The organism is Saccharibacillus alkalitolerans, assembly GCF_011090185.1.
GTDB lineage: Bacteria > Bacillota > Bacilli > Paenibacillales > Paenibacillaceae > Saccharibacillus > Saccharibacillus alkalitolerans.
The window spans coordinates 1-22,774 of the sequence record NZ_JAAFGS010000008.1 but is presented as its reverse complement, the minus strand read 5'-3'; the positions used below and the strand labels follow the sequence as shown (position 1 = coordinate 22,774).

The 22,774-nt window shown below is 59.0% G+C and carries 16 protein-coding genes; 7 read left to right on the top strand and 9 right to left on the bottom strand.

Features of this window, described 5'->3' with window-relative positions; translation table 11 throughout:
• Positions 1 to 178 precede the first annotated feature (178 nt).
• Positions 179 to 1,750 (bottom strand): sensor histidine kinase, encoded by a 1,572-nt coding sequence (locus GYN08_RS18775; protein WP_166277537.1) that lies wholly within the window; start codon positions 1,748 to 1,750, stop codon positions 179 to 181.
• Complete coding sequence (locus GYN08_RS18770; RefSeq protein ID WP_166277534.1) at positions 1,747 to 2,424, bottom strand: response regulator transcription factor; 678 nt, start codon at positions 2,422 to 2,424, stop codon at positions 1,747 to 1,749. Before GYN08_RS18770 ends, GYN08_RS18775 begins: the two co-directional genes overlap by 4 nt.
• Before the next feature lie 292 nt (positions 2,425 to 2,716).
• Here GYN08_RS18770 and GYN08_RS18765 point away from each other — a divergent pair, with 292 nt between their 5' ends.
• The gene (locus tag GYN08_RS18765) at positions 2,717 to 3,112 is read left to right on the top strand and encodes a hypothetical protein (RefSeq protein WP_166277531.1); all 396 of its coding nucleotides are present in this window, start codon (positions 2,717 to 2,719) and stop codon (positions 3,110 to 3,112) included.
• A 261-nt stretch (positions 3,113 to 3,373) separates the two neighbouring features.
• Positions 3,374 to 5,146, top strand: coding sequence for an alpha-glycosidase (locus GYN08_RS18760; protein ID WP_166277528.1), 1,773 nt, complete (start codon positions 3,374 to 3,376; stop codon positions 5,144 to 5,146).
• A gap of 171 nt (positions 5,147 to 5,317) precedes the next feature.
• Here the strand turns inward: GYN08_RS18760 and GYN08_RS18755 are convergent, their stop codons facing one another.
• Positions 5,318 to 5,806 (bottom strand): GNAT family N-acetyltransferase, encoded by a 489-nt coding sequence (locus tag GYN08_RS18755; protein ID WP_166277525.1) that lies wholly within the window; start codon positions 5,804 to 5,806, stop codon positions 5,318 to 5,320.
• Between the two features lie 185 nt (positions 5,807 to 5,991).
• Here GYN08_RS18755 and GYN08_RS18750 point away from each other — a divergent pair, with 185 nt between their 5' ends.
• Positions 5,992 to 6,714, top strand: coding sequence for a serine/threonine-protein kinase (locus tag GYN08_RS18750; protein WP_166277522.1), 723 nt, complete (start codon positions 5,992 to 5,994; stop codon positions 6,712 to 6,714).
• A gap of 69 nt (positions 6,715 to 6,783) precedes the next feature.
• Here GYN08_RS18750 and GYN08_RS18745 read toward each other — a convergent pair whose 3' ends face one another.
• Together GYN08_RS18745 and GYN08_RS18740 are read right to left on the bottom strand one after the other, a co-directional pair.
• Positions 6,784 to 7,512, bottom strand: a complete 729-nt coding sequence (locus GYN08_RS18745; RefSeq protein ID WP_166277520.1) for an amino acid ABC transporter ATP-binding protein — start codon at positions 7,510 to 7,512, stop codon at positions 6,784 to 6,786.
• Entirely contained in the window at positions 7,505 to 8,977 is a 1,473-nt protein-coding gene (locus tag GYN08_RS18740) for an amino acid ABC transporter substrate-binding protein/permease (protein ID WP_166277517.1), read from the bottom strand. The genes GYN08_RS18745 and GYN08_RS18740 overlap by 8 nt, the downstream gene beginning before the upstream one ends.
• A gap of 522 nt (positions 8,978 to 9,499) precedes the next feature.
• On the opposite strand from GYN08_RS18740, the gene GYN08_RS18735 reads away from it, so the two are divergent.
• Together GYN08_RS18735 and GYN08_RS18730 are read left to right on the top strand one after the other, a co-directional pair.
• Positions 9,500 to 10,633 (top strand): NADH-dependent flavin oxidoreductase, encoded by a 1,134-nt coding sequence (locus GYN08_RS18735; RefSeq protein ID WP_166277514.1) that lies wholly within the window; start codon positions 9,500 to 9,502, stop codon positions 10,631 to 10,633.
• Positions 10,634 to 11,375: 742 nt separating this feature from the next.
• Positions 11,376 to 12,845 carry a sensor domain-containing diguanylate cyclase gene (locus GYN08_RS18730; RefSeq protein ID WP_166277511.1) on the top strand — a complete coding sequence of 490 codons (1,470 nt, stop codon included), beginning with the start codon at positions 11,376 to 11,378 and terminating at the stop codon, positions 12,843 to 12,845.
• 106 nt (positions 12,846 to 12,951) lie between these two features.
• Here GYN08_RS18730 and GYN08_RS18725 read toward each other — a convergent pair whose 3' ends face one another.
• The 4 genes from GYN08_RS18725 to GYN08_RS18710 all read right to left on the bottom strand — a co-directional run bounded on the left by GYN08_RS18725 (position 12,952) and on the right by GYN08_RS18710 (position 18,459).
• The gene (locus GYN08_RS18725; RefSeq protein ID WP_235946389.1) at positions 12,952 to 14,844 is read right to left on the bottom strand and encodes an alpha-amylase family glycosyl hydrolase; all 1,893 of its coding nucleotides are present in this window, start codon (positions 14,842 to 14,844) and stop codon (positions 12,952 to 12,954) included.
• Entirely contained in the window at positions 14,841 to 15,683 is an 843-nt protein-coding gene (locus GYN08_RS18720; protein WP_166277508.1) for a sugar ABC transporter permease, read from the bottom strand. Before GYN08_RS18720 ends, GYN08_RS18725 begins: the two co-directional genes overlap by 4 nt.
• Positions 15,680 to 17,026 carry a carbohydrate ABC transporter permease gene (locus GYN08_RS18715; RefSeq protein WP_166277505.1) on the bottom strand — a complete coding sequence of 449 codons (1,347 nt, stop codon included), beginning with the start codon at positions 17,024 to 17,026 and terminating at the stop codon, positions 15,680 to 15,682. The genes GYN08_RS18720 and GYN08_RS18715 overlap by 4 nt, the downstream gene beginning before the upstream one ends.
• A gap of 104 nt (positions 17,027 to 17,130) precedes the next feature.
• Positions 17,131 to 18,459: a sugar ABC transporter substrate-binding protein gene (locus tag GYN08_RS18710; RefSeq protein WP_166277502.1), complete on the bottom strand. Its 1,329-nt coding sequence runs from the start codon at positions 18,457 to 18,459 to the stop codon at positions 17,131 to 17,133.
• Between the two features lie 547 nt (positions 18,460 to 19,006).
• On the opposite strand from GYN08_RS18710, the gene GYN08_RS18705 reads away from it, so the two are divergent.
• Together GYN08_RS18705 and GYN08_RS18700 are read left to right on the top strand one after the other, a co-directional pair.
• On the top strand, positions 19,007 to 20,044 hold the full coding sequence (locus GYN08_RS18705; protein WP_166277497.1) for a LacI family DNA-binding transcriptional regulator: 1,038 nt from the start codon (positions 19,007 to 19,009) through the stop codon (positions 20,042 to 20,044).
• A gap of 175 nt (positions 20,045 to 20,219) precedes the next feature.
• Entirely contained in the window at positions 20,220 to 22,571 is a 2,352-nt protein-coding gene (locus tag GYN08_RS18700; protein WP_166277494.1) for a glycoside hydrolase family 65 protein, read from the top strand.
• The last annotated feature ends 203 nt before the right edge of the window (positions 22,572 to 22,774 follow it).

Sequence of the window (22,774 nt, the reverse complement as noted above, 5' to 3'; positions counted from 1 at the left end):
GATAAGGTGGGTGTGCATAGGCCGAGGCGGCGTGCTCGGAGCCGCATCGACATCGTTAAAAAGACGGAAGTTCGCCTCGCCGGGCCGAGAAAACGACAAAAAGGGCGAGTCCCCATGACTCGCCCTTATCGCGCACGATCTACGGCCCCCGGCTCCCCATAAGCCCTCAGCCTCAGCTTCATTCCGGCAGCCGCTCGGGCGCAGGCGAAGGCCTGATCGTCACGAGCGTTCCGCCGTCTCCGCTCTCGATCGTCCAGCTCATTCCCATTTCGCGGATCATCAGATCCACGATCGACAGGCCGATCCCCGCTCCGAGCGCCGGATTGAAAGGCTTCCGCCGTTCCTCCGAACCGTCGGTCGCTGTGTCCGCCGCCTGTACCGCTTCGGCGATCCGGGCCGATCCTCCTGCAGCATCAGCGGCCGGCGCTGCCGCCGTCCGTTTGATCCCCGGTCCTTTATCCCGAATTTGCAGCGTCCGCAGCCCGCCCTCTTCCTCGGGCCCGAGCGAAAGACCGATATACCGTCCCTCTTTTGCATGACGTACCGCGTTCTGGAACAGATTGTCCAAGATGCGGACGAACCATTCCCGGTCGACTCGCCAGACGAGCGCCTCTTCCGGCAGGTCGGCATCGACCTCCATGCCTTCCTTCTCGAACACCGGATACCACTGCGCCGCCGCCGTGCGCACGAGGCGGAGCACGTCCGTCTCTTCCAGCCGCATCGGATAGCGACCGGCTGCGATCAGCGTATACGAGAGCAGATTGTCGATCAATCCGCCGAGGTCGTCCAGCTTGCGCGCCATCAGGTTCAGCGACTCGCGTCCGCGCTCGCCGAGCGGTTCGCTCTCCAACGAATAGGCATGGCTGCGGATAACCGTCAGAGGCGTCCGCAGGTCATGCGACAAATTGGCGATCAGCTTCTTGCGCAGCTCTTCCTCCTCCCTCTCCCGGTCGCGTCCTTCCCGCAGCTTGCGCACCATTGCGTTGAACGTCTGCTCCAGGTCGGCGATTTCGTCCTGCCGCCTGCCGGGTCCCACCGGCAGCGGAATGCCCGCTTCGTCGTAAGCGGTCATCGCTTCCTGCAGGCGGACGAGCCGTTTGCGGATACGGTAGAAGAACGCCCACGACATGAAGGCGAACAGCAAAAACAGCAGCACGAACAGCGATACGGCGACGATCTGCGGCAGCCTGGCGTTCTGGTTCGGTACCGACGAGACGGTCAGCGTCCGGGGCACTTCCGCCACGATAAATCCCTGCCGGGTGTCCCGCATCCCGTCCTCTCCTTCTCCGACGAAGGCGACGACGGCGAAATTCGGCGCGTTGTACGCCGCGGCCCGCTTCATATATTCCGCCGTCCGGCCCGGCGTCCAGGTATCCGGCATGTCTGTCCGCCGAGGCGCTTCGAACAGCGTTCGTCCCTTCGCGTCGACGGCCGCGACGGAAACGAGCGGGTTGCTTTCCCGGAACGATTCCACCGCCCGAACGATCTCCTCCGCGGACGCGCCGTCCAGCGACGCCGCCAAATCATGCCAATCTTGTTCCAGGTCCGCAGCCGACACGAAGGAGACGGAATCGATATCGGCCTTCTCCGGCTGCCAGACCAGATAGATGTAGCCCAGATACAAAAACATGACTACGATCAGGATGAGGGGAAGCAGAAAAATGGCGAATCCCACCAGCATCAGATAACGGGCCATCAGCGTATGCCGAAACTTGGCCGCCGTCCCCGCCTTTTTGCCGTTCTTCCTCATCCCCGCGCCCGATAGCCGATGCCGCGGATCGTCTCCACGATCTCCGGGCTTCCGGGATCGCGCTCGATCTTCTCGCGAAGATAGCGGATGTGCACCATCAGCGTCTTGTCGCCGTCTATGTAAGGCTCGCCCCATACCGCTTCGTAGATCTGCTCTTTCGTCAAGATCTGGCCCAGATGGCGCAAAAAGTACATGAAGATATGAAACTGCTTGCCCGTCAGCGCGATTTCCTCGCCGCTGTCCGCGTCCACGACCCGATTCTCGCGTTCGTACACGAGCAGATGCCCGATTCGGCGGGCTTCCGGTTCGGCCGGCGCGCTGCGCCGCAGCATCACTTCGATACGAGCGGCCAATTCGTCGGGGTGGAACGGCTTGGTCAGGTAATCGTCGGCAAAACGCAGCGCTTCGAGCTTGTCGTCGATCGCCGTGCGCGCCGAGAGCATCATGACCGGCAGATCGGGATGATCGCGCTTCAGCCGCTGGCCGACCGTGAAGCCGTCGAGCCCCGGAAGCATGATGTCCAGCACGGCGGCGTCGCATGTCTCGGCCGCCTCCGACGCTCCGTCCCCGCTTTCCAGCCAGATTACGCCGTAGCCCCGCTCCTCCAGATTCCGAACGACCCACTCGCCGATCTGCCGCTCGTCTTCGATATACAGCACCGTTTTTTTCGTCACTTGTCGAATCCTCCCACTTCGGGCAGCCCCGCAATCCGGTCTCCGCCGAACCGGCGCCCGTCCTGCATTCATGATATCAGCATTTGCGCTTTCCGGCACATGCTCCCTCCTTTTCCGATTCCATTTTTCCTTAAAAAGTCCCGTTTCTTCCCTCCCGGCGCAAGGGTAATAAGAGTTACAAATTCCGCACACTACCTATTCGGTCGTATCCTCTTTTTCTCACCGTTACGTCCATTGACCATAGCAAGCCCAAGACAGCAAGTTCAAACCATCACCGAGGAGGGAACCCGTTATGATGCCTGTCGAACTGACGTGGATGCTGGGCGCGGCCGTGTTGGCCTGCGCGCTGACCGCGGTTCTTGTGATCCGTTCGAGAAGAAACCGCCGGGCGGCGAGCAACATCGTCGACCTGACCGCCGCCCGCCGCCGCAAACTCAAGCTGCAGGAAGCTGCGGGAAGTACCGCCGGCCCGGAGACGCTCAAGTTCAAACGCAAAGCCGCGTCGCCCGCAGGAGCGGAAATCCGCAGGTTCGTGCCCAAGGCCGGCGAAGGCCTGCTGCAGTCCTGCTCCCACTGCCGCAAAAAAAGCGATTCGGTCGGCTTCTTCGCCGACGAATACGGCAATCTGGTCGGAATCTGCAAGGAATGCCGCAAGTCGGCCAAAAACCGCGATCTGATGCCGCTGTAGCGAACCGGCAAACGCGCATGCATCCAAGCATTCCACGTGGAACTTTTTTGAAGACGATTTGACGGCCCGCCTCCCCTGCACCTTCGGGGAAGCGGGCTTTTGCCGTTTCGGCGGGCATTTTCGCGTCTCCTTCGGGCATGGATATTTCGATTTTCCCGCTCTGTTTCCCGCTTGCCTTTTGATGGTAATATCATCTTGTCGGTTCACCGGCAAAACGTTTGCACTATTCAACATTCCAATACTCAAGGGGGATTTCATTCGATGATGCTTGAAGCGATTGAACACCGGCCGAAGCTGAACTGGGCTTACACGGCGGACAAAGAGACCGTCCATCTGCGCATCCGCACCAAGAAAAACGACGTGGAACGCGTATTCGTGATCGGCGGCGACAAATACGCCTGGGACCGGACCAAAGAAGAAACGGCGATGCGCATTTTCGCATCCGACGCTTTGTTCGACTACTGGGAGTGCGAAGTCAAACCGCCTTACCGCCGCCTGAAGTACGGCTTCCGGCTGGAAAGCGGCAGCGAGAAAGTCTGGATGAACGAGGACGGCTTCCACCATACGGAACGCGAAACGTTCGACGACTTTTACGAAATCGCCTACATTAACCGGGAAGATATCCTGCAGACGCCGGACTGGGCGAAGAATGCCGTCTTTTATCAGATTTTCCCGGAACGCTTCGCAAACGGCGACAAATCCCGCGATCCCGAAAACGTGCAGCCTTGGGGCGGCAAGCCGGAAACGGACAGCTTCTTCGGCGGAGACCTGGAAGGCGTGCGGCAGCATCTCGACTACATCGCCGACCTCGGCGTCAACGCGATCTACTTCACCCCGATGTTCAAAGCGCCGAGCAACCATAAATACGATACGGAAGACTACATGCAGCTCGATCCGCACTTCGGCGATATCGAGACGCTGAAGAAGCTGATCGCGGAATGCCACGGGCGCGGCATCCGCGTCCTGCTGGACGCCGTATTCAACCATTCCGGCAAAACGTTCAAACCGTTCGTCGACGTGAAGGAAAAAGGCGAAAAATCGCAGTATAAGGATTGGTTCCACGTTCGCGAATTCCCGATCGACGTCAAAGACGGCATCCCGACGTACGAAACGTTCAGCTTCGAGCCGAATATGCCGAAGTTCAACACCGGCCATCCGGAAGTCAAAAAATACCTGCTCGAAGCGGCACGCTATTGGATCGGCGAGATCGGCTTCGACGGCTGGCGGCTGGACGTGGCGGACGAGGTGGATCACCGCTTCTGGCGCGAATTCCGCACGGTCGTCAAGGAAGCGAATCCGGAAGCGTACATCCTGGGCGAGCTGTGGCACGAAGCGACGCCGTGGCTGCAGGGCGACCAGTTCGATTCCGCGATGAACTATCCGTTCACGTACGCGGCGCTGGACTTTTTCGCCAAAAACAAGACGGACGCGCAGAAATTCTCGCACTCGATCGCCGCGCAGCTGGCCCGCTACCCGCTGCCGGTCATGCAGGCCGCGTTCAACCTGCTGGACAGCCACGATACGCCGCGCGCGCTCACGATCGCCGAAGGCGACAAGAACAAGCTGAAGCTCGCCGCGGCGTTCCAGCTGACGTATCCCGGCACGCCGTGCGTTTACTACGGCGACGAGATCGGCATCGACGGAGGCCCGGACCCGGACTGCCGCAAATGCATGGAATGGGACGAAGAGAAGCAGGACCGCGATCTGCATGCCTTTTATAAAAAGATGATCGCCCTGCGCCTGGAGCACAGCGCGCTGCGCACGGGAAGCTTCGACTTCCTGCACGCCGAAGAAGGCGGCAGCGTCGTCGTTTACCGGCGCCAGGACGAAGACGGGACGTTCATCGTCGCCCTGAACGCTTCGGACGAGGCGCAGAGCGCGGGCGTCGAAGCGGGCGAACGCGCGGCGTGGAGCGTGCTGTACGCGGGCGGCGCGGAAGCGGAAGCTTCCGAAGAAGGCAGCCTGAGCGCGGACGGCGGCAAGCTGACGATCGAACTGCCGGCGTACGGATATACCGTGCTGCGCGCTGAGTAACGAATCTCCGCAGAAGCGGGCTATCATACGAAAAAGGACGGGGAGCCGCAAGGCTTCCCGTCCTTTTTAAGTCGCGTCATCCTGTTCCGCCCACGATCCGTTCGCTCCGGTGCCGGGCCTGAGAACGCGCTTTACGGCGTCCGCCTTGTCCGGCTCCAAGCCCAAGCGCGTTCACTTCGTCTCGAACAGTTGGAACCGCCGGTCCTCCTCCATCTGTTCCAGCAGCGGAGGCGCGCCGGTCACGTCCAGAATGACCTTATCCCAGAACTTCTGCGCCGGGAAGTTGTTCGCCAGCTGATGCAGGCCCCAGCGCCCTTTTTTCGTGCCGAATACAAGCCTCGCCGCACGCTGTCCCACGCCGGATCGGCGGTATTTGCGCATGACGAAAAACTGCGACAGATAGGCCGCTTCGTTTTCCCAAAATTCGTGCACCATCGCGAACCCGGCAATTTGTCCGTCCGCCATAATCAGGTACGCGCAGTTCCCGCCCCACTTTTGCCAATACAATTCGAACTCCGGAAAATACGGATACGTTCCGTCGGAACGCACGTCCATTCCCGTAAATTCGCTGAAGTCGTACAAATAAAGCTGCCACAGCCGCTCGAACAGCTGCCTGTCGGCGCTTCTCGCCTTCCTGATGTCCACGCTGCCGATGTTCATTGCAAGTCTCCTAATCGATATATATGGTGTATCCTCTAATCTACCAAACGCTCCCGCAAAAATCCATCGAAGGCGAAAGCGGTCTCCGCCTCGAGACGGTTGCCCGGGCGGCCCCGGCGGACTATGATAGGAAAAACAACGAAGACTGGGGCCTGCGCCCATTTCCTCCAAGGAGTGAAGAATCCATGATCCAGAGCGGCGAACAAGATCCCTCGATCCGCCTGATTGAAGAGACCCTGCTGCCGGAAGTGCGGCTGGAAAGCGTCGATCCGTTCAACCCGATCGTCGTGCATCATACACCCGCGGGCTGGAAGCTGCTCGGCACGGGCAATTACGCCTCGGTGTTCGAGCACCCTTCGCTGCCCGGCAAAGTCGTCAAAGTCTACGCCCCGGGGCGCCCCGGTTGGCAGGAAGAATGCGACGTGTACGAAAAGCTCGGGACCCATCCCGCCTATTCGACGCTCCACGCGGCGGGCGTGCTGGACGACCGCTATTATCTCGTGCTGAAGAAGCTCGAGGGGAAGACCTTCTATAACTGCCTGCGCGACGGCACCTACATTCCGGAAAAGGCGGTGCGCGACGTCGACAAAGCGCTCGACTACGCACGCTCGCGGGGCCTTAACCCCAAAGACGTGCACGGCAAAAACGTGATGCTCAAAGACGGCCGCGGCCTGGTCGTGGACATCTCCGATTTTCTGCAGGCCGGACCGTGCGTGATGTGGAAAGATCTTCGAAAAGCTTACTTCAAGCTTTATAAACCTTTGATGCCCAAGCGTCCCTTCCCGATGCCCGACTGGACAATGGACAGCATCCGCTACCTATACCGCCGCCTGCGCAAAAAAGCCCGGCTCGACGGGCGCCATCCGCAGGGCAGGCGGTTCAAAGCGAAGCCCGGGAAGCCGGGCTGACGCAGGGCGCGGAGCGGAATTATCGGACAGCAAAAAGCCGGCTCGACAGCGAGCCGGCTTTCACTTTTATTACAACACTTTCTCCAGGAAGCTGATCGTCCGCTCATGCTGCGGATTGCCGAACACTTCTTCCGGCGTGCCTTCTTCCACGATGTAGCCGCCGTCCATGAAGATGACGCGGTGGCCGACTTCGCGGGCGAAGCCCATTTCGTGCGTGACGATGACCATCGTCATGCCTTCGCGTGCCAAGTCCTGCATGACGCCGAGCACTTCGCCGACCATCTCCGGATCGAGCGCCGAGGTCGGTTCGTCGAACAGCATAACGTCCGGGTTCATCGCCAGCGCGCGGGCGATCGCCACGCGCTGCTTCTGACCGCCGGAGAGCGACGCGGGGTACGCGTTCGCTTTGTCGGCCAGGCCGACGCGTTCCAGCAGGCTCAATGCCTGTTTGCGAGCTTCTTCTTTGGTCTGCTTTTTCAATTCGGTAGGAGCGAACATAATATTTTGCAGCACGCTCATATGCGGAAAGAGATTGAAATGCTGGAATACCATGCCGATATTCTCACGAATTTTATTGATATCGGAGTTCTTGTCGCTCAGATCGTAATCGTCCACGATCACTCGGCCTCCGTTAATTTCCTCCAGCAGATTCAGACAGCGCAGGAACGTGCTTTTGCCGGAGCCGGACGGGCCGATTACGCAGACCACTTCGCCTTCTCGGACTTCCATGTCGATGCCTTTAAGCACTTCGTTGCTGCCGAAGCTTTTCTTAAGGCCGGTAACTTTGATCTTATCCACGGCTTACTCTCCTTTCCAGACGATCGGCAATCTTCGTGAGGATGGTAATGACGATCAGGTACATGATGGCGAGCGTCAGATATACGGTGAACGTATCGTATGTCCGCGCGATGACTAGCTTGCCGGATTGCGTGAGTTCGACCAGACCGATAACGGACATGATCGATGTATCCTTCAGCGTGATGACCATCTGGTTGATGAACGAAGGCACCATGACCTTGATCGCCTGCGGGAGGATGATTTTGCGCATCGCGGTGCGATAAGGAACGCCCAGGGAACGCGCCGCCTCCATCTGCCCTTTGTCGATCGACTGGATGCCGCCCCGGATGATCTCCGTTACGTAAGCGCCCGCGTTGAGCGACAGCGCGATGATCGCGGCGGCCCATACTTCCATCGTGAATCCGAATGCCTGCGGAATCGCAAAATAGACGAAGAAAGCCAGGATTAGCAGCGGAATGCCGCGGAACAGATCGACGAACACCGTACCGACGCCGCGCAGGAACTTATTGTGGCTGACCTTCATGGAACCGAAGATCAAACCCAGAATAAATGCGAAGAACAGCGAGATGATCGTGTAGTAGAGCGTATAGCCCATACCTTTGAGAAAGGCCGGCATGGAAGTCCAGACCAGATCCAGCGGGCTCATCTTCGGAGTCGTGCCCGCGCCGATTTCGCCTCCCTCGGCTGCATCGCCTTCGCCCAGATAATTTGCGACGATCTTGTCATACTCGCCGCTGCTCTTGAGGTTCGCCAAGCCTTCGTTGAACATCTGCAGCAGTTCCTGGTTTTGGCCTTTGTTGACCGCGAAACCGTAAGAACCGCCTTTTTCCTTGTCCGTCACGATCTTCAGCCCGTTGCCCTGCTGGATACCGTAAGCGAGTACCGGATAATCCTCGAAGCAGGCGACCGAACCGCCGGCTTTGACTTCGTCGACCATCTGACTCGAGTCGTCGAAGGTGGCAAGCGTGAATCCGTATTGGTCCTTAATCGATTCGGCGAACGTCGCGCCTTCGGTTCCGACCTTGACCGCCACGCGCTTGCCGCGCAGGTCTTCATAACTCTTGATCGTATCGTTGTTCGCCGCCACGCCCATGATCGGGCCGGCTTCGAAATACGGATCCGAAAAGTCGAACGTCTGCTTGCGCTCGTCCGTGATGCTCATCCCGGCGATAACGCCGTCCACGTTGCCCGACTGCAGCGCCTGCACCGCCGCGTTGAAGCCGAGCGATTGAATCTTGACCTTGAACCCTTGATCCTCGGCGATCGCTTGGATCAGATCGATGTCGATCCCGACAAAGTCGCCGTTAACATCCTGAAACTCGAACGGAGCGAACGTGGTGTCGGTTCCGATCGTGTACGTCTTTTTTGCCTCTGCGGCATTCGCCGATGGCACCAAACTTCCCACAAAAGAGAAGAAGAAAATCAATAAAGCCAATAACCCCGTAACCTTTTTCTGTATGCGCATAATTTCCTCCAGTCGCTTTGCGCGGCTTTTGAATTTTCTCTTCATTTTACATGACCTGTGAGCTATTGACTACGCTTATTCATTAAAATTTTTGATTAACCGCATAAAAACCATTTATGAAGATAGGATGCCGTACAATGTTACACGTTATGTAAGTTGGATAGTAAGCGGCAGAATTAGGCGGATATTCATGAACGTTTAGGATCGAAAGATTGAAAGCTCGTTTGAGCTCCGCCTTTTCCTCCGGCACTCCTGCCTTTAATACGCATCCCGACGGATTTCGAAAGGCTGCACGTTCGGTCTTCGAAAATGATAGATTTCGATTGGGTTATTTTTCATCTGATGGAAAACGAAGCGGCCGAGAGCGAAAAAGCTCCCAACATTTCATTTTAAATTTTGTATAATTTAATAGCTAAAAATTTTGTTCGCCCGAAAGATTGAAAATCCGATACCTTGTTACTATAATATACCTATGTGTTTTTGATAAACGTTCACCACCCACTTTGAGGAGGAACTTTCCATATGACTAACGCCAAATTCGCCAAGCTGTTCGATCAGGTTGAACTGCACGACGGAATCAAACTGCAAAACCGCATCGTGCTCGCGCCGATGACGCATTCTTCGTCCAACCCCGACCTGAGCGTATCCGACGCCGAGCTGAGCTACTACGAGCGCCGCACGGGCAAGCTGGGTCTCGCGATCACCGCGGTTGCCCATGTCATGCCGGGCGGCATCGGATTCCAGAACCAATTCGCCGCTTTCGGCGAAGAGAACCTGCCGGGCTTGACCAAGCTGGCCGCTTCCCTGAAAAAAGGCGGAGCCAAAGCCGTGCTGCAGATTTTCCACGCCGGCATTCAGGGACCGCGCAATCTCGTGCCGAACGGCGACGTCGTCGGACCGAGCGAGATCGAGCTGAAGGGCGGCTCGAAGTCCCGCGAGCTGACGAATGAAGAGATCGAATCGATCGTGTCGGACTTCGGCCGCGCGACTTCCCTTGCGATCCGCGCCGGATTCGACGGCGTGGAAATCCACGGCGCCAACGGCTACCTGATCCAGCAGTTCTTCTCCGGCTGGTCCAACCGCCGCGAAGACAAGTGGGGCGGCAGCGTCGAGAAACGCCTGACGTTCCCGCTGGCCGTCGTCGACGAAGTGCAGCGCGTCGCTGCCGAACAAGCCAAAACTCCGTTCATCGTGGGCTACCGCTTCTCGCCGGAAGAACCGGAGGAAGAAGGCCTGACGATGGACCACACGTTCGCGCTGCTGAAGGCGCTCGCCGCCAAGAACCTCAGCTATCTGCACGTCTCGCTGATGGAATACAATTCCAAACCGCGCCGCGGCGGCGACCTGAATCGTACCCGCCTGGAGCAGATCGTCGAAGTTTCCGGCAGCGTGCCGGTAATCGGCGTCGGTTCCGTTCACACGCCGGAGCAGGCCGTCGAAGCGATCGAGCTCGGCGCGGCCATGGTTGCCCTGGGCCGCGAATTGATCGTCGAGCCGGACTGGGTCGAAAAAGTCGAAGCCGGCCAAGAAGCCGACATCGCTCGCACGATCAGCAAAGACGACCAAGAGCGCCTCGTCATTCCGGCTCCGCTGTGGGGCATGATCCTCGGCGTTCCGGGCTGGTTCCCGGTCGTTGAAGCGGAAACGGCCGAGTAAGACGGAGCGTATCCGGCCGTGAGCGACTCGATAATAGCAGCGCAAAAAGAACCTCGTATCCGCCCGAACGGCGGGTGCGCGGTTCTTTCTTTGCGTTTGCGGGAGGCCGGCCGTTTCGGTGCGTGAACAGAGAGGCAGGCGCAGCGGCGGGATCGGAAGCGCGAACACGCCCCGAAGCAGCAGCCGGCGGACCTTGAGCCGGAGCCTCCCATTCACCGTCCTGTCAACCTCGGCTCGGCTCGGCTCGGCTCGGCTCGGCTCGGCTCGGCTCGGCTAACGGATTCTATGTCCCTTAGACCGGCAAATCAAGTCCTTCCGCGAGTTTAACGGATCGTATATCCGTTAGCCGCTCGCCGAGCTCCTTTCTTCGCCAAAAATCAGCTGATTTTCGCGCTAAGCGTCGCCTGGTTCCGTTAGAATTTCAAATCAGTCGAAAATGCCTGCTAAGCGTCATCTCGTTCCGTTAGAATTCCGCTCATTTCGTCGTTCTATTCATTATTCGTTCTATTACTTTTTTGCCCGTGATACTCCGGCTGCTCGCAGCCGTCGGCGATGCGCCTGATTTTGCGATTCCCTATCCAATCCCGGAAATTTATTCTGGAATTTTTGCGTGGTATCCTCCCTTTTTCTCATTGATTTCCTTCACGGAATCCCCTAACGTTATCTTTATCGGGAACTATGCCTCCCGAAGCCGGCAGAACGCCGTTTCGCTTGGCGCATTCCGGGGAAAGGACGGCCCTCTTTGAACATTTTATTCGATAACGGCTCGCAGGACGATCAGCTGTTCAGCATAAGCCCCCGCCAGCGTCGTATCGCCCTCGCTCTTTCGCTGGCGCTGATCCTGTTTACGCTTGGCGTCGTTTTTTACGCGCATTTGTATTTGCCCGAATACGCCGCCTTTTTCCCCGCTCTCGGCGGATGGGGAATTCTGGGCGATTTCCTTACGGCTTTTATTTTGTTCAATCAATTCCGTGCTTCGCGTATCAGACCTCTGCTGGTTTTAGGCTGTACATATTTGTTTACGGGATTGATCAGCCTGTTTTATCTTCTGACTTTGACGGGCTTGCTGCCGGAATCCGGACCGTTTGCTCCGTCTCCGCAGACGTCCATCTGGTTCTGGTGTTTTTGGCATCTCGCGTTTCCCTGCGGCATTCTGATCTTCTCCTGGTCGCTTCGCCACCGGACCGGCCCCGTTTCCCTCGAGCGGCTGCGGATCGACCTGACTGCCGGCACCTTGATCGTACTGCTCGGCGCGGCGGGAGTGTTCCTCATCGGAACGCTTGCCGAGCCGCTGCTGCCTCCCTTGATCGAAAACGGCGATTATCGGAAGCTTATCACCTCGGGAATCGGCCCTTTGATCTGGATTTTGAACGCCGCCGCTTTTCTCTCCGTCCTGCTTCCTTATAAAAAACGCGGCGCCGGCGTGCTACAGATTTGGATTATCGTGGCGATGCTCGCCTTCATTCTCGGACTGACGCTCAGCCTGACGGCCGGGCAGCGGTATACGCTCGGCTGGTACGGCTCCCGAGTGGATTCCTTGATCGCATCGGTCGTCGTGCTGCTGGCGCTGATTACGGAGGTTAATAAATTGTTCGTTCGTCTGACGCGCCAGCACGAGGAGCTCGAAGAGTCGAAGCAGGCGCTGGAAGAAGCCAATAAGCGGCTTCAACAGCTGTCGTCGGCGGACAGCCTGACCCGGATCGCCAACCGACGTAAGTTCGACGAAGTCCTGAAGCAGGAACTTGAGGCGCCTCAGCGGGAAAACGACTATTTGTCTCTGCTGATGGTGGACATCGATTATTTCAAGGCTTACAACGATCATTACGGCCATCTGGGCGGAGACATGGTGCTGCGCAGCGTCGCGTCCAAGCTCGAATCGGAGGCGCTGGCCCATTTCGGCTTTACGGCCCGCTACGGCGGCGAGGAATTTGCCGTCATCCTGCCCGGCCACAGCATGCGGGAGGCCGAGCAGATCGCGGAACTTCTGCTCGAGAGCGTCCGTTCGCTGGCGATTCCCCATCATTACTCGGACGTCTCGGATCAGATCACGATCAGCGTAGGCGGCTTCACCATGAAGCCCGGCGATCACTTCGGCGCGAACGAACTGATCGGCAAAGCCGATGCGGCGCTGTACCAGGCCAAGGCCGAAGGACGGGCGCGTTACGTCTTTGCCGGATCGGAGCGTCCCCGAAGCTTGAGCGGCCGTTCCTAAAGCGAAGCCGAGCATCAAACAAAGAGCAGCTCCTGCTGCCGCTTCCCGGAAGGGACGGTGCGGGGGCTGCTCTTTTGGTCGTTCGGCGGACGGCCCGTCTCGATTTCTAACGTCCCAGCACGGCGCTGGCATAAGGCGGAAGCGTCAGCAGGCCGCTCCCCGCGTCCAGATTCGTCTCCGGAACGGTCGATCGCAGAACGCGTCCGAATTCAGCTTCGCCGGACGCGGATTCCGCATTCTTCTCCGGCGCTTCGACGGAAGCCTCTCCGATTTTCAGTTCCAGCGGTTCCCCGGACAGATTGTGCAGAACCAACACCCTCTCTCCTTGCACCGCGCGAATCCAGCCGGCCGCGCGGTCGTCGCCGGGATCGTACGCTTCCAGGCCGCCGCGCCGCAGCGCGGGAATCTCGCTTCGCCAGCGGATCAGCGTCCGATAGCGCGACAGCAGCGAATCCGGCTTGGCCGTCTGCGCGGCGACGTTCGCCGCGTGTTCCGATCCTCCCTCATCCGCCGCGGATGCGCCGCCCGCCGCGTTCGCGATCAGCGGCTCCCAGGTCGTCTGACCCCGGTCGCGACCGGGCTCCGCCCACAGCATCGGCTCGCGTATCCGCTCGTCGGGTTTGGCGCCGAGCATGCCGATCTCTTCGCCGTAATAAATGAAGGGATTGCCCGGCAGCGTCAGCAGCATGGCGGCGGCCGTCTTCATATGATTGCCGTCTCCGCCCAGCTGCGTCATCACCCGATCCTGATCGTGGTTCGTCAGGAAGCCGGCGTCGACGAACTGTCCGCCGGACGCTTCCCCGAACAGCTTGTAATAGTCCGGCAGACGGCTGAACGCGCTGCCCGCGCGTTCGCTTTTGGCCGCGCTTAACACCCCTTCGGCCAGGCCGAAGTTGAAGCCGGAATCGAAAGCCTTGTCCAGATAAGGCGCGACCGCCGCCGGGGAATTCTCCCAGATCTCGCCGACCAGGTAGACGTCCGGATTCGATTCTTCCATGGCGGCGCGGAACTGCTGCCACCACTTGACGTTCTTCTTCGTCGTCTCCGGACCGCGGTCTTCCGTCGTATCTTCATAGATATGCTTGGCGGCATCCAGGCGGAAGCCGTCGAGGCCCAGGTCGAGCCAGTGCCGGCCGATGCGGATCATCTCTTCGCGGACGGCCGGATTGTCGAAATTCAGATCGGGCATGCCGTCCCAGAACGTGCCCATATAATGGCTTCCGTTCATCTCGTGCCACGGACTGCCGCTGCCCGCTGCGCTCTGGCCGACAGGCCGACGGCCTTCGTCCTCCGCCCAGACATACCAGTCCCGATGCTCCGCTTCCTTGCCGGAAGCCGAATCCCGGAACCAGGGATGCCCGCTGCCGGTATGATTGACGACCAGGTCCATGATGACCTTGATCCCGCGCTTATGCGCTTCGTCCAGCAGCTTTTGCAGATCGGCTTCCGTTCCGTAGTCGGGATTGACCCGATCGTAATCGGTCACGTCGTAGCCGTGGTAGCTCGGCGATTCCAGAATCGGCATCAGCCAGATGCCTTCGACGCCCAGATCGTCCGTCGTCGCCGGATCGCCGTCGTTGAGGTAATCCAGCTTCTCCGTCAACCCGTTCAGGTCGCCGATTCCGTCGCCGTCCGAGTCGTAGAACGAACGGACGAACACTTCGTAATACACCGCCCCAGGCTGCTCGTCGGGCTTCGCCGAGACCGGCTGCGCGGCGGCCGCTTCGCCGCCTTCCGCGTTCCCCGCCCGGGCATCGGCATCGTCCTCCCGGCCGGACGCGCCTCCCGCATCCGCCGGGGACGCCGCGCTGCCGCCTTTCGCGCTGTCGGCCGTCCCGCCCTCTATATCGGACGCCGCGCCCGAGCAGCCCGCGACCAGCGCCGCCAGCATCAGAGCGGCCGCGGCCGCGGGAAAGCGCCGAACGCTCCGCCGAACGTTCCGCTCAACGTTCTCCGCCACTCTCCCGTCTTTTCTTTTCCCCCTATCGAACCGCTTCATCCCTTCGTCGCTCCCGCCGTCAATCCTTGAACGAGGAAACGCTGCAGGAACATGTACAGAATCGTGATCGGAATCGCCACCAGCACGGAGCCGGCCGCGAACAGGGTGAACTCGGTACTCGAATACGTGTTGACCATCTCGTACAAGCCGACGGCCAGCGTCCAGTTCTCGCGCGAACGCAGGATCAGTCGGGCGAAGATGAAGTCTACCCAGGCGCCGGTAAACGTCGTCAGGCCGATGTACGTGATGATCGGACGCGACAGCGGCAGGATGATGGCGGTGAAAATTTTCCAGTGTCCCGCCCCGTCGAGCAGCGCCGATTCTTCCAGCGCTCTCGGAATGGTGTCGAAGAAGCCTTTGGCCACGAACATGCCCAGCGCCGCTCCCGCCGTATACACGAGCACGAGCGCCCACGGCGAATCGAGCAGGTTGAGCTGGAGCAGCATCAGGTAGATGGCGATCATGCTCATGAAGCCCGGGAACATGCCCAGAATCAGCACGGTCGTCATCGCGGTCTGCCGGCCTTTGAAGCGAAAACGCGACATGGCGTACGCCGTCAGCACCTGAATGATTGTGCCCAGCACCATGCTGGTGACGGCGATCTTCAGCGTGTTCCAGTACCAGCGCAGATAAGGCAGGTCTTTGTCGGAATGTCCGCTGAACAGGTCTTTATAATGCTGGAACGTCAATTGTCTCGGAATAAACGTTTCGCTGTACAGCGAGTCGCCGGCCTTGAACGAGGACATGACGATCCAGATCGCCGGGTACACGGAAGCGACGGCGATCAAAGCGAGCAGAATGTAGCTGAACGTGAGTTTGACTTTGCGTTTGCTCTTCATTGAATCATATCCTCCTCTTTGAACGACCGGCTTCTGCGGTAGTTATAGATCGAGAACGAGGCGATAATGATGAAAATGATAATGCCGACCGCGGACGCGAAGTTGTAGCGCTGGTTGTCCAACGTCAGCTTGTACAGCCACGTGACGAGCAGATCGGTGCTGCCCGCGAAAGAATACTCCCCGTTGGCCGGCTGTCCGCCCGTCAGCAGGTAGATGACGTTGAAGTTGTTGATGTTGCCCGCGAACTGCATGATCAGCACCGGCGTCGTCTGGAACAGCACGAACGGCAGCGTGATCGCCCGGAACTTGCGGAACGACGATGCGCCGTCGATATCGGCCGCTTCGTACAGATCGCGCGGGATCGAAGTCAGCACGCCGAGCACGAGGATCATCGAGACCGGAATCCCGATCCACATATTGACCATGAGCACGGTGACTTTGGCCCAGAACGGATCGTTCAGCCACGGCAGACCGCCCAGCCCCATCCAGCGCAAATACTGGTTGATCGGACCGAACTGGTCGTTCAGCAGGTTCTTCATGACGAGCAGCGAGATAAACTGCGGAATGGCGTAAGGAATGATGAAGACGGTGCGCCAGAACGCTTTGAAGCGGATGCCGTGCTGCTCGATCAGCAGCGCGACGAAGATGCCGCCGAAGTAAGTCGTCACCGTCGCCAGAATCGCCCAGATGACCGTCCAGGTCAGCACGCCGAAGAACGTCCGGCTCCAGGCTTTGAGCGTCAGCAGGTTGGTGAACGTGTCGAAGCCGACCCAATCCACCAGGTTTTTCGGCGGGATGTGATCGGGCGCCGCGTAGTTCGTGAAGGCGATCAGAATCATGAACAAAATCGGCAGTACCGTGAAAAAGAGCACCCCGACCGTCGGCAGCGACAGCAGCACGTACGGAAATCCTTTATCCGAAGCGTAGCGCAGCGTCTCCCGGAAATTCGGCGCCTCGCGCCCTTCCTCGCGCAGACGGCCCACCGTATACGCGTCGCGCACGTTCAGCACGTAAAATACGAGGAACAGCGCCAGGAACAGAAAGGCTACCAGGCCGTAAATCATCATAAAAATCGAGTGGTCGCCCGGTACGTTCTGATACAGCCGTCCGACCTTTTCCATCCGCGTCGGCGTGTCGCCGAGCGTAATCAATCCCATCAGGTTCCGTATCAGCGTCGTGGCGATGAAATAGACGCCGAGCGCCTCCGCCAGCAGGAACAGCGCCGCCTTGACGTACTGCCGGTTATAGAGCTGGCCGAGTCCCATGCAGAGCACCGACAGCCATGCCGCCGTCTTGGCCCTGCCGGAAGACCCGTGCAGCGCCGCCGTTTTTGCCTTTCCCATCCGTGTCCCTTCCTTTCCCTGCCCAAAATCCGGCAGACCACCGGCAGCCGCGGAAAGCGGCCGCGCGGTGGTCTTCGGATCTGCCGGCAGTTTGCGTCAAACGTTTATTGTCCCGTCGTGATGTTGCTCTTCATCTGGCTGACCATGTTGTCCATCGCGGCTTTCGGATCTTTGCCGTCGTTCCAGATCGTGGAAATCGCCGCTTCCATCGGAGACCAATACTGCGCGATCGCCGGAATGGAAGGCATCGGCACGGATTTCTCGAACTGCTGCAGGAACACCGTCGCAATCGGATCGTTTTTCACCGCGTCGGATTCGGCAGCCGATTTATTGGACGGCAGCGAGCCCGTCATTTCGAAGTTTTTCTGCTGGCTTTCTGCCGACGACGCGAAGTGCGCCCACAGCTTGGCCGCGTTCGGGTACTTCGTATAAGCGCTGACGTAGTACGATTTCACGCCGGAGAACGGCGTCATGTCTTTACCGTTCGGCAGCTTCGGATACAGCGCGACGCCGAGGTTAGGCGTCGATTCCTTCAGCGAAGCCACGTCCCACGGTCCGCTGATGTTCATCGCCAGCTTCTTGTCGCCGAACAGGGACTTCTTGATATCCCCGTTGATGTCCGATGTCTTGAGCGGCAGAATATCGTGCAGGCTCTGAATGAACTTCGCCGCTTCGATGCCCTGTTCGTTGTTCAGGCCGATGTCGGTCGGGTCGGTGCCGTCCTGTCCGAAAATGTACGAACCGTATCCGCCGAAGAACGGGAAAGCATAGTAACCGTTGGCCACTTCCCACATGATGGCGTATTTGTTCGCGGCCGCGTCGTTAAACGTGTCCGCGAATTTTCTTACGCCGTCCCAGTCGGCCGGAACTTCAGGCAGCAGGTCTTTATTATAGAAAACGGCGGTCGTTTCGACCGATTTCGGATACCCGTACAGAATGCCGTCGTAAGTCAGCGCGTTCACGGCCAGTTCGCTGTTGTCCGCGCGCGTTTCTTCCTCGAACCAATCGTTCGGCATCAGGATGCCGGCCGAAGCGCCTTGACCCACCTGGTCATGAAGTCCGGTAAAGACGTCGGCGCCCACGCCCGCGGGGCCGTCGGTTACCATTTGGCTCATCGTCTTGTCGGCGCCCAATTCGCTGAATTCGATCTTGACGCCGTATTCTTTTTCGAAAGCGGCCGCTTGTTCTTCGATGAATGCTTTCTGGTCTCCGCTGTCCCAGACTTTCAGGACCGCGCCTTCTTCCGGCACAAGCTCTTCATCCTCTGCCGGCTGCGCCGCCGGATCGGCCGCCGTACCCGTATCCGTGGAAGCCGTACCTTTGTCCGTCGAAGCTCCGTTGGTGCTCGAGCCGCCTCCTCCTCCGCATGCCGTGACCATCAGCGCCATAATCAACGCCACAATCAAAATCCCCCATTTTCTCGTACCCCGCATCTTTGCTGCCACCTTTCCGTTTTGTTTCGGCACCGAAGCGCCAAGCCTGCCGACCCGAGCGGAACGAAGAACGTCCTTGCGATTGCGCAAACGTTTGTTCAAAAGAGCGCGATTCTTCCTGCGATTTTAGCTATGTATATCGAACCGCGTGCAAATCCCATTCGTTTATGTTCTTCTTTCCGCTCGCCGCACCTCTAAAAATTGAAGTAAGCGCTTTATCCCTCCCACATCATAGCCGAAACTTCCCGTTTGTTAAAACGTTTGCACAAACCGTATTCTTTCGCTTTGGTCGCTTTCTTCTGCGTAATCTCGATTAACCTCCTTTTTTCTTCCGTTTGCTAACTTTCTCATATCCCCCTTTGGAAAAAACTTCAATTGCGTGAAAACAAGGATTCCCGCTTCCAATTCTATTTCTCTCCTTCTCCGCCCGGCTGTGATTTCGAAACTGCGCATTTACAAAGGCCTGCCGTTTGAATTAACATGAAGGCGAACCGAAACGCCTTATGCCCCGGAAAATGCGGCAAGGGTCACGAAGAGGAGGCCGTTTATGTCCGTTACCATCAAGGACGTCGCCAAAAAAGCCGGCGTTTCGCCGTCCACCGTGTCCCGGGTGCTCTCCAATCATCCGCGCATCAGCGCCGCCACGTCGCGCAAGGTGCGGGAGATCATGGAGGAACTGGGCTACCATCCGAACATGATGGCGAAAAGTCTCGTTTCCAAAACGACAAAGAGTATTTGCGTGATTCTGCCCAAACCGGCGGAAGAACTGTTTTTGAACTTGTTTTTTATGGAATTGATCCGGGGCATCGTAGCCCAGGCTGCCCGCTCGGGCTACGATGTGCTGATCAGCTCCGGCGCGAGCGAAGCCGAAGAAGTCGAAGCGGTCGCCCGCCTCGTCAACGGACGCCGCGTCGACGGCGCGGTTCTGCTCTATTCCCGCAAAGACGACCCGGTCGTCGAATTTCTCAAAGAGCGGAACTTCCCCTTCGTGCTGGTAGGCCGCAGCGAACGTCATCCCGACATTCTGTCCGTCGATACGGATAACGTTCAAGCCGCTTACGACGCGGCGCGCCATCTGATTTCGCTCGGCCACGAGCGGATCGGCTTCGTCGGCGGACCGCCGAACATGGTCGTCTCCATCGACCGGATGCACGGCTACCGGAAAGCGCTCGAAGAAGCGGGACTTCCGCTGCGCAGCGACTGGATCGTCGAAGGCGAGTTTCTTCAGGACAGCGGCTACCGGGCCATGTCCCTGCTGATGAACCTGCCGGAACGTCCGAGCGGCATGCTCGTCGTGGACGACTTCGTCACTTTCGGCGTGATCCGCGGGCTGAACGAGCTGGGCTACCGCATTCCGCAGGACCTGAGCATCGTCAGCTTCAACAATCTGGCGCTGGCCGAACTGTCCAGCCCTCCGATCAGCAGCGTCGATATCGGCAGTTATCATCTCGGCTACACGGCGTCGCAGACGTTGATTCGCGCGGTCGAGACGGCTCCGGAAGAGCGGATGCCGGTCCGGCATATCATTCCCCATCGGCTGATCGTGCGCGAATCGTCGCTGTACGCTCCGCTCAACAAAGCATGAACCGGCTGTCCGCCAGACCGGGAAACGTCGACTGCTCGCTTGGCAGCCGCGTTTTCCGGTCAGGCTTTATTTTATAATTCAAACGTTTGCACAAAAGGACGGAAATCAGCTTTCTCAGCGGCGCCCCCGCTTCCGTCCCCGGGCAGACCAATACCCGACGAGGAGAGATCCAGCGATGAAACCGTACTTAAAAGTCAACGAATGGCGCATTATCGAAGAAGGCTTCGATCCCGAACGCAACGAAGTCTCCGAAAGCGTGTTCAGCATCGGCAACGGCTACATGGGGCAGCGGGCGAATTTCGAGGAGCAATACGGCGGCCCTTCGCTGCAGGGCAGCTACATGGCGGGCGTGTATTACCCCGACAAAACGCGGGTCGGCTGGTGGAAAAACGGCTATCCCGAATATTTTGCCAAGGTGCTGAACTCCGTCAATTGGATCGGCATCGACGTCGAGATCGACGGCGAAACGCTTGACCTTGCCCGGTGCAAAACGGAAGATTTCGTTCGCACGCTGGACATGCGGGAAGGCACGCTGAGCCGTTCGTTCACGGCGGTGCTCCCGGATGGCAAACGCGTGCGCGTCGAGTCGCTGCGCTTCGTCAGCGTCCCGTATAAGGAAGTCGGCGCGATCCGCTATTCCGTGACTCCGCTGGACGAACCGGCCGAGCTCAAGCTGACCCCTTATCTGGATGCGGACGTCGTGAACAAGGACTCCAATTACGAAGAGAAATTCTGGGACGCGATCGCGCAGAACGCGGGGCTGGATTACGCCAGCGTCGAAGTGCGCACGAAAAAGCTCGATTTCCGCGTCGCCTCGCATATGGTCTACGAGTTGGCCGCGACCGGCGACGAGGATCAAGAGTTCCACGTGGAAGCGGACACGCACAAGCGCGAAAAGTTCGCGGGCGTAACGCTGTCCCTGCGGGCCGAAGCCGGACAGAGCATTACGCTGTACAAATATGCCGCCAACGTCACTTCCCGCGACCATCTTCCGGAAGCGCTCGCCGATACGGCGCGGGATCTGGCGGAAGACGCGCGCGAACGGGGCTTCGACGCCCTGCTGGAAGCGCAGCGCGAAGCATGGGCGGAAAAATGGCGCGACGGGGACATCGCCATCGAAGGCGACGACAAGGCGCAGCAGGCGATCCGCTTCAACATTTTCCAACTGCACCAGACGTACACGGGCGAAGACGACCGGCTTAACATCGGACCCAAAGGCTTTACGGGCGAAAAATACGGCGGCAGCACGTACTGGGATACCGAAGCTTACTGCCTGCCCTTCTATCTCAGCACCGCCGATCAGCATGTCGCGCGCAACCTGCTGATCTACCGCTACAAGCATCTGGAAAAAGCGAAAGAGAACGCCGCCAAGCTGGGCTTCTCCAAAGGCGCGCTGTACCCGATGGTGACGATGAACGGCGAGGAATGCCACAACGAATGGGAGATCACGTTCGAGGAGATCCACCGCAACGGCGCGATCGCTTATGCCATTTACAACTATGTGGAATATACCGGCGACACCGCTTATCTCGGCGAATACGGCTTCGAGGTGCTGGCGGAGCTTTCCCGGTTCTGGGAGGAGCGCGTGACCTACTCGGAGCGCCGCGGCGCTTATCTGATTCTGGGTGTCACCGGCCCGAACGAATACGAGAACAACGTCAACAACAACTGGTACACCAACCGCATGGCCGCCTGGACGCTGGAGTATACGCTGGAAGCCGCGAACATTCTGAAAGCCGAAAATCCGGAGGCGCTGGAAGCCGTCGCCGAACGGATCGGATTGACAAAGGCGGAAACGGACAAATGGGCCGACATCTCGGCGCGCATGCTGTTGGCGGAAGATCCGGAGACCGGATTGTTCCTGCAGCAGGACGGCTTCCTGGACAAGGAGATTCTGCCGGTGGCGCAGCTGGATCGCTCGAATCTGCCGCTGAATCAAAAGTGGTCGTGGGACCGCATTCTGCGTTCCTGCTATATCAAGCAGGCCGACGTGCTGCAGGGACTGTTCTTCCTCGGCGACCGCTACGATCTGGAGACGAAGCGCCGCAATTTCGACTTCTACGAGCCGATCACGGTGCACGAATCGTCGCTGTCGCCGTGCGTCCACTCCATCCTCGCGGGCGAGCTCGGCTACACCGACAAAGCGTACGAGATGTACCTGCGCACTTCGCGCCTCGATCTGGACAACTACAACAACGATACGGAAGACGGCTGCCACACGACGAGCATGGCCGGCACCTGGATGTCCGTCGTCCACGGCTTCGGCGGTCTGCGCGTCCGCGGCGGAAGACTCGTGCTGAATCCGTTCAGCCCGGACAGCTGGACGTCGCTGTCGTTCAAGGTCGGCTTCCGCGGCGCGCGCCTCAAAGTCACGGTCTCGGGAGGGCATACGACGGTCGAGAACGAAGGCCCGGAAGCGGCTTCGCTGACGCTGTACGGCCGCGAAATCGATCTTCCGGCGGGCGAAAGCGTCTCCGGCGAGCGGAATCCGCAGGCCGGCGCGCCGGACGAAGCGGTGGAAGCTTAAGTGTAGGGCCGCCTACCAGGCATCACGCAAAACATCCAAAACCCTCGTATTCGCCGATCGGCGAGTACGAGGGTTTTTCATTTCGAAAACAAACAAATCCGGCCTCCGCCGGGCAGCGGCTCGGCTCGGCTCGGCTCGGCTCGGCTCGGCTCGGCTCGGCTCGGCTCGGCTCGGCTCGGCTCGGCTCGGCTCGGCTCGGCTCG

What these genes read in the sequence shown, in the direction of transcription:
- GYN08_RS18725 (WP_235946389.1), bottom strand. Translation starts at nt 14,844, where the DNA reads ATGAAGCGGTTCGATAGGGGGAAAAGAAAAGACGGGAGAGTGGCGGAG.
- GYN08_RS18715 (WP_166277505.1), bottom strand. Translation starts at nt 17,026, where the DNA reads ATGGGAAAGGCAAAAACGGCGGCGCTGCACGGGTCTTCCGGCAGGGCC.
- GYN08_RS18720 (WP_166277508.1), bottom strand. Translation starts at nt 15,683, where the DNA reads ATGAAGAGCAAACGCAAAGTCAAACTCACGTTCAGCTACATTCTGCTC.
- GYN08_RS18710 (WP_166277502.1), bottom strand. Translation starts at nt 18,459, where the DNA reads ATGCGGGGTACGAGAAAATGGGGGATTTTGATTGTGGCGTTGATTATG.
- GYN08_RS18765 (WP_166277531.1), top strand. Translation starts at nt 2,717, where the DNA reads ATGATGCCTGTCGAACTGACGTGGATGCTGGGCGCGGCCGTGTTGGCC.
- GYN08_RS18755 (WP_166277525.1), bottom strand. Translation starts at nt 5,806, where the DNA reads ATGAACATCGGCAGCGTGGACATCAGGAAGGCGAGAAGCGCCGACAGG.
- GYN08_RS18740 (WP_166277517.1), bottom strand. Translation starts at nt 8,977, where the DNA reads ATGCGCATACAGAAAAAGGTTACGGGGTTATTGGCTTTATTGATTTTC.
- GYN08_RS18700 (WP_166277494.1), top strand. Translation starts at nt 20,220, where the DNA reads ATGAAACCGTACTTAAAAGTCAACGAATGGCGCATTATCGAAGAAGGC.
- GYN08_RS18735 (WP_166277514.1), top strand. Translation starts at nt 9,500, where the DNA reads ATGACTAACGCCAAATTCGCCAAGCTGTTCGATCAGGTTGAACTGCAC.
- GYN08_RS18775 (WP_166277537.1), bottom strand. Translation starts at nt 1,750, where the DNA reads ATGAGGAAGAACGGCAAAAAGGCGGGGACGGCGGCCAAGTTTCGGCAT.
- GYN08_RS18750 (WP_166277522.1), top strand. Translation starts at nt 5,992, where the DNA reads ATGATCCAGAGCGGCGAACAAGATCCCTCGATCCGCCTGATTGAAGAG.
- GYN08_RS18760 (WP_166277528.1), top strand. Translation starts at nt 3,374, where the DNA reads ATGATGCTTGAAGCGATTGAACACCGGCCGAAGCTGAACTGGGCTTAC.
- GYN08_RS18705 (WP_166277497.1), top strand. Translation starts at nt 19,007, where the DNA reads ATGTCCGTTACCATCAAGGACGTCGCCAAAAAAGCCGGCGTTTCGCCG.